This is a genomic window from Clavibacter sp. MX14-G9D, assembly GCF_032917815.1.
Lineage (GTDB): Bacteria > Actinomycetota > Actinomycetes > Actinomycetales > Microbacteriaceae > Clavibacter > Clavibacter michiganensis_K.
Genome location: NZ_JAVCVL010000090.1, coordinates 1 through 9,910, shown reverse-complemented (window position 1 = coordinate 9,910; position 9,910 = coordinate 1). Strand labels below are relative to the sequence as shown.

General features: G+C 74.4%; 8 protein-coding genes and 2 tRNA genes. 9 read left to right on the top strand and 1 reads right to left on the bottom strand.

The genetic code is table 11. The annotated features are described in order from the left end of the window. The 5 genes from Q6969_RS08930 to Q6969_RS08910 form a co-directional block, all read left to right on the top strand. On the top strand, nt 1–1,097 hold a 1,097-nt coding region (locus tag Q6969_RS08930), incomplete at its 5' end, for an iron ABC transporter permease (RefSeq protein WP_317230114.1). Further along, the gene (locus Q6969_RS08925; RefSeq protein WP_317230113.1) at nt 1,094–1,888 is read left to right on the top strand and encodes an ABC transporter ATP-binding protein; all 795 of its coding nucleotides are present in this window, start codon (nt 1,094–1,096) and stop codon (nt 1,886–1,888) included. The genes Q6969_RS08930 and Q6969_RS08925, both read left to right, overlap by 4 nt. 171 nt (nt 1,889–2,059) lie before the next feature. After that, nucleotides 2,060–2,911 (top strand): ABC transporter substrate-binding protein, encoded by an 852-nt coding sequence (locus tag Q6969_RS08920; RefSeq protein ID WP_317230112.1) that lies wholly within the window; start codon nt 2,060–2,062, stop codon nt 2,909–2,911. Beyond that, on the top strand, nt 2,904–4,187 hold the full coding sequence (locus Q6969_RS08915; protein ID WP_317230111.1) for an MFS transporter: 1,284 nt from the start codon (nt 2,904–2,906) through the stop codon (nt 4,185–4,187). The genes Q6969_RS08920 and Q6969_RS08915 overlap by 8 nt, the downstream gene beginning before the upstream one ends. Before the next feature lie 53 nt (nt 4,188–4,240). Next, a tRNA-Asn gene (locus Q6969_RS08910) sits at nt 4,241–4,313 on the top strand. A gap of 69 nt (nt 4,314–4,382) precedes the next feature. On the opposite strand, the gene def is transcribed toward Q6969_RS08910, so the two are convergent. Beyond that, complete coding sequence (gene def / locus Q6969_RS08905) at nt 4,383–4,949, bottom strand: peptide deformylase (protein WP_317230110.1); 567 nt, start codon at nt 4,947–4,949, stop codon at nt 4,383–4,385. A gap of 39 nt (nt 4,950–4,988) precedes the next feature. Between def and Q6969_RS08900 the strand changes: the two genes are divergently transcribed. From Q6969_RS08900 to Q6969_RS08885, 4 genes are all read left to right on the top strand, one after another. Further along, nucleotides 4,989–5,900, top strand: coding sequence for a DMT family transporter (locus Q6969_RS08900; protein WP_317230109.1), 912 nt, complete (start codon nt 4,989–4,991; stop codon nt 5,898–5,900). Nucleotides 5,901–6,069: 169 nt separating this feature from the next. Next, the gene (locus tag Q6969_RS08895; RefSeq protein ID WP_317230108.1) at nt 6,070–7,329 is read left to right on the top strand and encodes a glycosyltransferase; all 1,260 of its coding nucleotides are present in this window, start codon (nt 6,070–6,072) and stop codon (nt 7,327–7,329) included. Nucleotides 7,330–7,339: 10 nt separating this feature from the next. After that, nucleotides 7,340–7,413, top strand: a tRNA-Ile gene (locus Q6969_RS08890). 230 nt (nt 7,414–7,643) lie between these two features. After that, nucleotides 7,644–9,854, top strand: a complete 2,211-nt coding sequence (locus Q6969_RS08885; RefSeq protein ID WP_317230107.1) for an acyltransferase family protein — start codon at nt 7,644–7,646, stop codon at nt 9,852–9,854. Nucleotides 9,855–9,910 lie beyond the last annotated feature (56 nt).

Below are 9,910 nucleotides of genomic sequence, written 5' to 3'. Positions count from 1 at the left end.
CGCCGCCTGCCGCCGCCGAGCCGTCCGCCGTCCGGACCAGCGGCCCGGCGCGCCGCGCCGGCCGGGTGCGGCGCATCCTCGTGCCCGCCCTCGTCCTCTCGGCGCCGCTCGTGCTCGCCGTCGCGATGGGCGTCGGCGCCGTCTCCGTGTCGCCGCCGCACGTGCTCCAGGTCGTGCTCCACCACGTGCTCGGCACGCCGCTCGCTAACACCGGCGTCGATCCGATCGACGACCAGATCGTCTGGGAGTACCGGGCGCCGCGCGTGCTGCTGGCGCTCGTGACGGGAGCGGCGCTCGCGCTCGCCGGCACCGTCCTGCAGACGCTCATCCGGAACCCGCTCGCGGATCCCTTCGTGCTCGGGATCGCCTCGGGCGCCTCGCTCGGGGCCGTCGCCGCTCTCGTCGTGGGCGCGTCCGCCGCGGGCCTCCTCGCGACCCTCGGGGTGACGGGAGCAGCCTTCGCCGGCGCGATCGGGACCCTCGCCCTCGTGCTGGCGCTCGGGCGGCGCGGCGGCCGGGTGGATCCGGCGCGCCTCGTCCTCGTGGGCGTCTCGATCTCCTCGCTGCTCCAGGCGCTCACCAGCTGGCTGCAGCTGCAGGCCTCGCCCGACCAGATCGCGGGCGTGCTGTTCTGGCTCCTCGGCAGCGTCTCCGGCGCCTCCTGGTCCTCGCTCGCCCTGCCCGCGGCCGCCCTGGCCGCGGGTCTCGTGGGCCTCCTCGCCGCGGGCCGGACCCTGGACGCGCTGCTGCTCGGCGACGACCGCGCCGCCTCCCTCGGGGTCGACCTCTCGCGGGCCCGGACGATCCTGTTCGTCGTCTCGGCGCTCCTCACGGCCGCCGCGGTCTCCGTCGCGGGCGGCGTCGGGTTCGTCGGCCTCATCGCCCCGCACCTGGTGCGGCTCGTCGTCGGGCCCGCGCACCGGCGGCTCCTCCCGCTCGCCGCGCTCGTCGGCGGTCTGTTCCTCGTGCTCGCCGACCTCGCGGGCCGTACCCTGACGGCGCCCCGCGAGCTGCCGCTGTCCATCGTCACCGCGCTCGTGGGCGTGCCCGTGTTCCTCGCGGTGCTGCTGCGGGCCGACGGCGGGCGCGCGCGATGAGGCTCGCGATCGAGGACGTCTCCGTCCGCATCGGCCGTGCCACCCCGGTCGCCCAGGCGACGCTCGAGGCGCGCGACGGCGAGCTCGTGGGGCTCGTCGGACCCAACGGCAGCGGGAAGTCGACGCTCCTCAAGGCCCTGTACCGCGCGCTGCCCGTCACGCACGGCCGGGTGCTGCTCGGCGAGCGGGACCTCCGCGGCATGCGGCCCCGGGACTCCGCGCGCATCGTCGCCGCGCTCACGCAGGACCACGGCGACGACGGCGCGCTCGACGTCCGCGAGGTCGTCGCCACCGGACTCACCCCGCACAAGGGGGCGCTCGATCGCGACACGGCCGAGGATCGCGACCTGGTCGACGCCTGCCTCGCGCGGACGGGCGCGACGGCCCTCGCGGAGCGGTCCGTCCGCTCCCTCTCCGGCGGTGAGCGCCAGCGGGTGATGCTCGCGGCGGCGCTCGCGCAGCGCCCCCGCATCCTCGTGCTCGACGAGCCCACCAACCACCTCGACGTGGCGACCCAGCTCGAGCTCCTCGACCTCGTCGCGGGCCTCGGCGTCACGGTGGTCGTCGCCCTGCACGACCTCAACCTCGCGGCCGCGTACTGCGACCGGATCCACGTCGTGCAGGGCGGCCGCATCGTCGCCGGCGGCACGCCCGACGAGGTGCTGCAGCCGCGCCTCATCCGCGACGTGTTCGGCGTCGACGCGCACCTCGGGGAGCACCCCGTCTCCGGTCGCCGCCACCTGTTCTTCAGCTCGCCCCAGCCCACCTCGAACCCGGACGGACGCCCATGACCCCCCTCGCCCCCGCGGCCCGCACCCGCATCCGCCGGGCGCCGCCGCCGGTCCCCGCGCCGAGCGACCGCCACCGCCCTCGCCGCCGCCGCCCTGCTCCTCGCGGGCTGCGCGGCCGACGGCGCCGACGCGGGCGCGCTCACCGCGGCCGCCTCCTCCGGCCCCGTCTCCGTGGAGAGCTGCGACCGGACCCTCTCCTTCCCGAAGGGGCCCGAGCGCATCGTGTCGCTCTGGCCGGCCGTGACCGAGATGCTGCTGCAGCTCGGCGCGGGCGACCGCCTCGTCGGGCAGGCCTTCACGGACCAGTCGCCGCCGCTCGACGCGTACCGCGACGCCTTCGACCGCGTGCCCGTCCTCGCCACGGGCGCCGTCGACCGCGAGACCCTGCTCGCCGCCCACCCCGACCTCATCGTCGCGGACGGCGAGTACCACTTCGACGGCACGGAGCTGCCCACCATCGACGACCTGGCGGCCCTCGGGATCCGCGTCTACGTCATCAGCTCGTTCTGCCACGGCCAGGTCACCACCGGGCACGTGGACGACGCCGCCGACGACCTCACGGCCCTCGGCACGCTCCTCGGCGCGGAGCGCGCCGCCGCGGACGCCGTCGCCGACCAGCGCGCCCGGCTCGCCGCGGTCGACGAGCGGGTGCGCGGCGTGGACCCCGTCGACCTCGCGGTCCTGCAGGTCTTCGACGGCGCGGTCTACGCCGACGCCCGCGGCCTCTACAGCGACGTCGTCGCCCGCGCGGGGGGCCGCGACGTCTACGAGGACGCGCTCCCGGCCGACCAGTACTACGCGGAGGTGAGCGTGGAGGACGTCGCCCGCCGGGACCCGGGGACGATCGTCTACCTGTACTCCACCGACGCCGAGCGGGACAGCGTGCGCGCCGACCTCGAGGCCCGGCTCCCGGGCGTGGCGGCGGTGCGCGACGGGCGCATGCTGGCGCTGCCCTCCACCGACTTCATCGGATCCCGCGCGGTCGACGGGGTCGTCGCCCTGGAGTCGCTGCTGCATGGCTGACGCGGCGGCCCCGGGCGGTGCGGCCGCCGGACGCGCAGCCGGCGCCATGCGCACCTTCGTGCTCTCGCGCGGCGTCTCCTGGGCGGGGAACGCGCTCACGGCCGTGGCCCTCCCCGTGCTCGCCTACACGACCACGGGGGACGCGGCCCTGCTCGGCCTCGTCGCGATGATGGAGGCGCTCCCGTACCTCGTGCTCGCCCTGCCGGTCGGCGCGCTCGTCGACGGCTGGGACGCGCGCCGGACGATGCTCGCCACCACCTGGCTGAGCGCCGCGGCGACCGCCGCGGTCCCGCTCGCCGCCCTCGGCGGGACCCCGCACCCGGCGCTCCTCGTCGGCGGCGCGGCGGTCGTGTCGTCGCTCTTCGTCTTCTTCGACGCGGCCAGCTTCTCGGCCGTCCCCGCGCTGGCGGGCCGCGACCGCGTCGGGGCCGCGACCACCACCATGACGACCGTCTACACGGTGATCGGCATCGCCGGGCCGCTCGCGGGCGCCGCCGCCGTCTCCGGGCTCGGCGCGCCCGCGGTCCTCGCGCTCGACGCCCTCAGCTACGCCGTCTCGGCACTGCTGCTCGCGCGGCTGCGGTGGACGCCGGTCCCGCGACCCGCGCTGCCGACCGGGCGCCGCCTCGGTGCCGAGGTGCTCGAGGGGCTGCGCCACATCCGGCGCTCACCGCTCGTCCGCGACCTCACGCTCCTCGGCTTCGGCAGCAGCCTGACCGGGGGAGCGGTGACCGGGACGATGGTCGTGATGATCGCGCGCGGCCTGCACGAGCCCGCGGACGGTCCGGCCCTGGGCGTGCTGGCCGCCGCCGCGGCCGCGGGCACCCTCACGGCCTCGCGTGCGCTCGGTCCTGTCCAGCGGCGGCTGGGCGTCGGCGTCGTGGTGATCGGCGCCCTGGTCGCGCAGACGGCGCTCACGGCCGCCTGGGCCCTGGTCGGCTCCCTCGCGCTGGCCGTGCTCGTCCTCGCGGCCTGGCAGGCGGCGGCCTCGACGGTGGCGCTGTCCGGCATCGTCGTCCGCCAGACCGTCACGCCCGCGCACCTGCAGGGCCGCGTCAACACGACGGCGCGGATGGTCGCCTGGGGCGGCCAGCCCGTCGGCGCGGGCCTCGGCGGGCTGCTCGCGGCCGGGTGCGGCATCCGCGTCGCGATCCTGGTCGCCGGCCTCGGGGTGCTCGCCTCGCTCGTCGTGGCGCTCGCGTCCGGGCTCCGACGTGCTCCGCGGCTGGCCGACCTGCCCGTGCCGGATCCCGCGGACGCGCCCGGACGGCGGTAGGTGATCGGAGGCGCCCGGATTCTTTGCTACGCTTTCCAGGTTGCTCCACGTGATCCTCGATAGCTCAATTGGCAGAGCAGCCGGCTGTTAACCGGCAGGTTGTTGGTTCGAGTCCAACTCGGGGAGCGAAGGCCTCGCGGCTCCACCCGCGGGGCCTTTTTCCTTTCCCTGCGGCGCACGCTCCCCGGCCGGACCTCAGTCCTCGAGGTGGTCGCGCCCCGGCAGCCAGGAGCTCCCGGGCACGCCCCAGCCGCTCTTCCGGATGACCTTCGCCACGGGCTTCCGGTGCTCGTGGGCGAGGCGGTCCGTGTAGAGCAGCCCGTCCAGGTGGTCGAACTCGTGCTGCAGGATGCGGGCGAACCAGCCGGCCGCCTCGATCTCGAACGGCCGGCCGTCGAGGTCCACCGCCCGGAGGATCGCGCGGTCGGCCCGCACCAGGGGGAAGCGCTCGCCGGGGAAGGAGAGGCAGCCCTCCTCCTCGGTGTCCTCGTCCGCCTCGCGGACCGGCACCGGCGTGATGAGCAGGTCGGGGTTCACGGCCACGCCGCGCAGCGGCTCGCCCTCGTCCGTCTCGTACGAGTAGACGAAGACGCGGAGCGCGACACCCACCTGCGGCGCGGCGAGGCCGACGCCCGGGGCCTCGTCCATCGTGTCGTACATGTCCTCCACGAGGGCGCGGAGGTCGTCGTCGAACACCTCCACGGGGAGCGCCGGAGCGTGCAGGACGGGGTCTCCGGTGATCCGGATCGGGAGGACGGCCATGCTGCCGATGATAGGCGGGCCGCCGGGTAGGGTCGGGGCGTGCCTTTCGATGCCAGCCCCGTGATCCAGGCCGCCTCGTTGACCCCCTACCAGGCCCTCGGCATCCCGATCGCGCTGGTCGGCGCCGTGTTCCTCAGCCTCGGCGCGCAGCTTCAGTCGCAGGGCGTGGCGAAGGTGGAGGCGCGCGGGACGAAGAGCACGGCGGGCCTCAGCCTCCGCCAGCTCGGCGCCCTGCTCGGCCGGCCCTCCTGGGTCGCGGGCACGGTCATGCTCGGCCTCGCCATCGTCCTGCAGCTCGCCAGCCTCCGGCTCGCGCCGCTCATCGTCGTCCAGCCGCTCGGCGCGGTGGCGCTCGTGGTGACGGCGATCCTCAACTCCCGCGCGACCGGCAAGCGCCTCGACCTGAAGGCCAAGCGCGCGGTCGCGCTGTGCATCGGCGGGGTGGGGCTGTTCGTGGTGTTCGCGGCGGTCTTCGCGAAGGAGACCCCGATCCGCACGCCCGAGCTCATCACGATCCTCGTGATCCTCGGCATCGTCCTCGTCGTCCTCGGGGGGCTGTTCCTCTACTTCCGCCGCCACGTGCGCGCGATCTTCTACATCATCAGCGCCGGCGTGCTCTACGGCTTCGTCGCGACCCTCGCCAAGGTCGTCATCAACCGCCTCACGACGGGTGACTTCGACGGGCTTACGGCCGTCTGCATCGTCGCCCTCGTCGCGGCGACCCTCCTCGGCGCGTACTTCGTGCAGACCGCCTACTCCTCGGGGCCACCGGACCTCGTCATCGCGGGCCTCACGGTCGTCGACCCGCTCGTCGCCGTGTGCATCGGCGTGACCGTGCTCGGGGAGGCCGCGGACGCCCCCCTGTACGCCGGGGTGGCCTTCCTCGTCGCGGGCGGCGTCGCCGTCGCCGGGGTGTTCCAGCTCGCCAAGCACCACCCGCACGCCTCCTGACCGTCCCGCGCCGCGCATCGTCCGTGTCCCCGGGAGCGGCCCGCCGGACGCCGGTGCGCCTCCGGCCGGTCCGCGGGACCGTGCGATACGTTGCTGAGCGACACCCGGCCCGCGCCACCCGGACATCCGTGGCGCGCACCGGACGCCGACCCCACTGGAGAGACACCTCTTGCCGAACACCTCGGACACGACACCGCGCGAGCCCTCGACCTCCGGACGACCGCTGCGCATCCTCATCGGGGCGGACACGTTCCCCCCGGACGTGAACGGGGCCGCCCGGTTCGCCGAGCGGCTCGCGGGGGGCCTCGTGCGACGCGGCCACGAGGTGCACATCGTCGCCCCGGCCGCCGACCGCCGGCACGGCACGTGGACCGAGGTGCACGACGGCCAGGAGGTCACCGCCCACCGCCTGCGCAGCTGGCGCTGGTACCCGCACGACTGGCTGCGGTTCGCGCTCCCGTGGAGCATCAACCAGAACAGCGCCCGGATCCTCGACGCCGTGCAGCCCGACGTCGTGCACTTCCAGTCGCACATCATCACCGGCCGCGGGCTCAGCATCGAGGCCGAGAAGCGCGGCATCCGCATCATCGGCACCAACCACTTCATGCCGGAGAACATGCTCCAGCACACGCTGCTGCCGGTGGCGTGGCAGGACAAGGCCATCCAGATGGCGTGGAAGGCCGCGCGCCGCACCTTCGGGCGCGCCGAGGCCGTCACGACCCCGACGCGCCGCGCCGCGCAGTTCCTCGAGCGCTACACGGGCCTCAGCGGGGTCATCGCCATCTCGTGCGGCATCGACGCCGGCAACTACACGCCCGACTTCTCCCCGCGCACCCGCAACCGCATCGTCTTCGTCGGACGGGTGACGGGGGAGAAGCAGATCGACGTGCTCCTCCGCGCGTTCGCGATCCTGCCGCAGTCGCTGCACGCCGAGCTCGAGATCGTCGGCGGCGGCGACCAGAAGACCGCGCTCGAGAAGCTCGCGGTCGACCTGGGCATCGCCGGCCGCACCACCTTCACCGGCTACGTCTCCGACGAGGAGCTGCGGCGCGCCTACACCCGCGCCACGGTCCTCGCCATGCCGAGCATCGCGGAGCTCCAGTCCATCGTCACCATGGAGGCGATGGCCTCCGCGCTGCCCGTCGTCGCCGCCGACGCCATGGCGCTCCCGCACCTCGTGCACGACGGCGAGAACGGCTACCTGTTCCGTCCGGGCGACGTCGACGACCTCGCCGCGAAGCTCCGCCGCGTGCTGGAGCTGCCAGAGGAGGAGCTCCAGCGCATGAAGCGGGAGAGCCTCACGGTGGTCGCGTCGCACGACATCGAGCGCACGATCTCGACGTTCGAGAGCCTGTATCGTGGCGAGTCCGTGGCCTCCCCGGTCACGGACGAGGCACGCGGACGCACGGACGGCTCGAGCGCCGCCTAGCTCCCGCCTCGGGGCGGTAGCTCAGCTGGTCAGAGCAGCGGACTCATAATCCGTCGGTCATGGGTTCAAGTCCCATCCGCCCTACTCCCGGTGCGTGGCCGCGCCGATCCCTCACGTCCCGTCCGCCCCTCGGACTGGGGCCCGACGGACGCATAGCACGACGCCCGCAGGACCGCCATCGGGATGTCCCCTGGATTACCATGGGCAGGGAAATCACCCGGTCGCGGGGCCCATCCGGCCCTCGTCGACCGTCACCGGCCACCCGCCGGCGTCGCGTCCGCGCGCGCCGCACGCCGCCCACCCGCGAGGACGACATGACCACCACCAGCGCACGCCCCTCGACCTCCGGCGGCACGGGACGGACCGCCTCCGTCGTGCCCGAGGGATCCAGCACCCGGTCCTTCCGCGGCGACATCCAGGGGCTCCGTGCTCTCGCGGTCATCGCCGTCATCCTCGACCACCTGCTGGCCTGGCCCTCCGGCGGCTTCCTCGGCGTCGACGTCTTCTTCGTGATCTCCGGCTTCATCATCACGTCGCTCCTGCTGCGCCAGCACGACAAGCTGGGCCGCATCTCGTTCGCGGAGTTCTACCGCAAGCGCGTCAAGCGCATCCTCCCCGCCTCGACCGCCGTGCTCCTCGTCACCGTCGGCGCGAGCTGGATGGTCTTCCTCTCCGGCCGAGCCTCGGCCATCGCCTGGGACAGCGTCGCCGCGTTCTTCTTCGTCGCCAACTGGCGCTTCGCCGCCACCGACACCGACTACTGGGCCGCCGACAGCGCGGTCTCGCCCGTGCAGCACTACTGGTCGCTGGGCGTCGAGGAGCAGTTCTACGTCGTCTGGCCGATCCTCCTCACGATCGGCCTCGCGCTCTCGCTGCGCTTCCGGGGTGCCGGCCGCTACCACGGCATCCTCACCGCGATCCTCCTGGTCGTCACGGTCGGCTCCTTCGCCTGGGCGATGGCCGACACCGCCGGCAACGCCGCCGTCGCCTACTTCTCCACCTTCTCGCGCGCCTGGGAGCTCGGGATCGGCGCGCTGCTCGCGGTGGCCACCCCGCTCCTGCGCCGCCTCCCCGACGCCGCGCGCCCCGTGCTCGCGTGGTCGGGCCTCGCGGTCATCGCGTACGGGCTCTTCGCGCTCAGCAGCGCCTCGCCCATCCCGGCGCCCGGGTCCGTGATCCCCGTCGTCGGGGCCGCGCTCGTCATCGCGGGCGGCACCGGCGGGGCCCAGCGCTTCCTCTGGCCGCTGACCAACCCCGTCTCCCGCTACCTCGGCGACATCTCGTACTCGCTGTACCTGTGGCACTTCCCGGTGATCGTGATCCTCGCGGCGGTCTCCGACACCGCGGGCATCGGCTACCCGGTGATCGTGCTCGTGCTGACCCTCGGCCTCTCCGTGCTGTCGTACCACGGCCTCGAGGACCCGATCCGTCGCTCCCAGTGGCTGGAGCCCGGCGCCGCCGCCCGCCGCGCGAAGCGCCGCTCGCGCCGCCGCCCGGGCTTCGGGCCCTCCACCGGCACGAAGGTCGCGGCGCTCGGCACGGCCGCGCTCCTCACGGTCACCTTCATCAGCCTCGCCGTCGTGCGCCAGCAGGAGGTCTCCCAGGCCTCGTCCCTCGCGAAGGGACCGGCCGCGAGCACGGGCGAGGAGGCCCCGGTCGATGCCGGCGTCGTGGCCGCCGGCGACCTCGGCGCCCTGCAGGGGCAGATCCGCGATGCCCTCGCCGCGACCAGCTGGCCCGCCCTCGACCCGGCGATCGACGGCCTCGAGAAGTCCGCGGTGCCCGTGGAGGACAGCCAGGGCTGCGCCCACACGGACGCCGACAACCCGCGCTCGTGCTCGTTCGGCGACGTGCGCAAGCCGACCATCATGGTGCTCGGCGACTCCACGGGCATCACCCTGCTGCCGACCGTCCGCGCGCTGTTCGAGGCGACGCACCACATCCGCGGCCTCACCTTCGCCGGCTGCGCCGTCATGGACGTCGACTGGCAGTTCCCCGACACCAGCACCAAGGGGGGCTGCCTGGAGTTCCGCGACCAGGCGGTGCAGGCGATCCAGGAGGAGCAGCCGGAGATCCTCTTCGTCAGCAACAGCTACGGCCAGATCCTGAAGCTCGCCTCGAAGGCCACCGGCGACGACGCCGTGGCGGAGTGGTCCGCGGGCGTGCAGAGCACGGTGGGCAAGGTGCGCGACAGCGTGGGCCAGGTCGTCCTCGTCTCCTCGCCGCCCGTCGGGCAGCCGCTGGAGACGTGCGCCACGAAGGTCTCGACGCCGGCCGACTGCCAGGCCTCCATCCCCGGCGCCTGGAAGGTGGGCGACCGCGCCCAGGAGGACGCCGCCACGGCGCTCGGCATCCCCTACCTCGACACGTCGTCGCTGTTCTGCTGGGAGGAGCGCTGCCCGTCGTTCGTCGGCAGCACACCCACGAAGCGCGACAGCGTGCACACGACGCCCCAGTACGCGGCCGTCATCACGCCCGCGTTCAAGCAGATGCTCGACGAGGCCCTGGCGGCGCCCGCGGCCTGATGCGGCGCGGCGCCCGCGGCGTGACGCGGCGCACGGCGCGCTGACCGGCGGCCGAC

Bases quoted from the DNA above. Each gene is read 5' to 3' on its own strand.
- Q6969_RS08925 (WP_317230113.1), top strand. From the start codon at position 1,094: ATGAGGCTCGCGATCGAGGACGTCTCCGTCCGCATCGGCCGTGCCACC.
- Q6969_RS08915 (WP_317230111.1), top strand. From the start codon at position 2,904: ATGGCTGACGCGGCGGCCCCGGGCGGTGCGGCCGCCGGACGCGCAGCC.
- def (WP_317230110.1), bottom strand. From the start codon at position 4,949: ATGGCCGTCCTCCCGATCCGGATCACCGGAGACCCCGTCCTGCACGCT.
- Q6969_RS08885 (WP_317230107.1), top strand. From the start codon at position 7,644: ATGACCACCACCAGCGCACGCCCCTCGACCTCCGGCGGCACGGGACGG.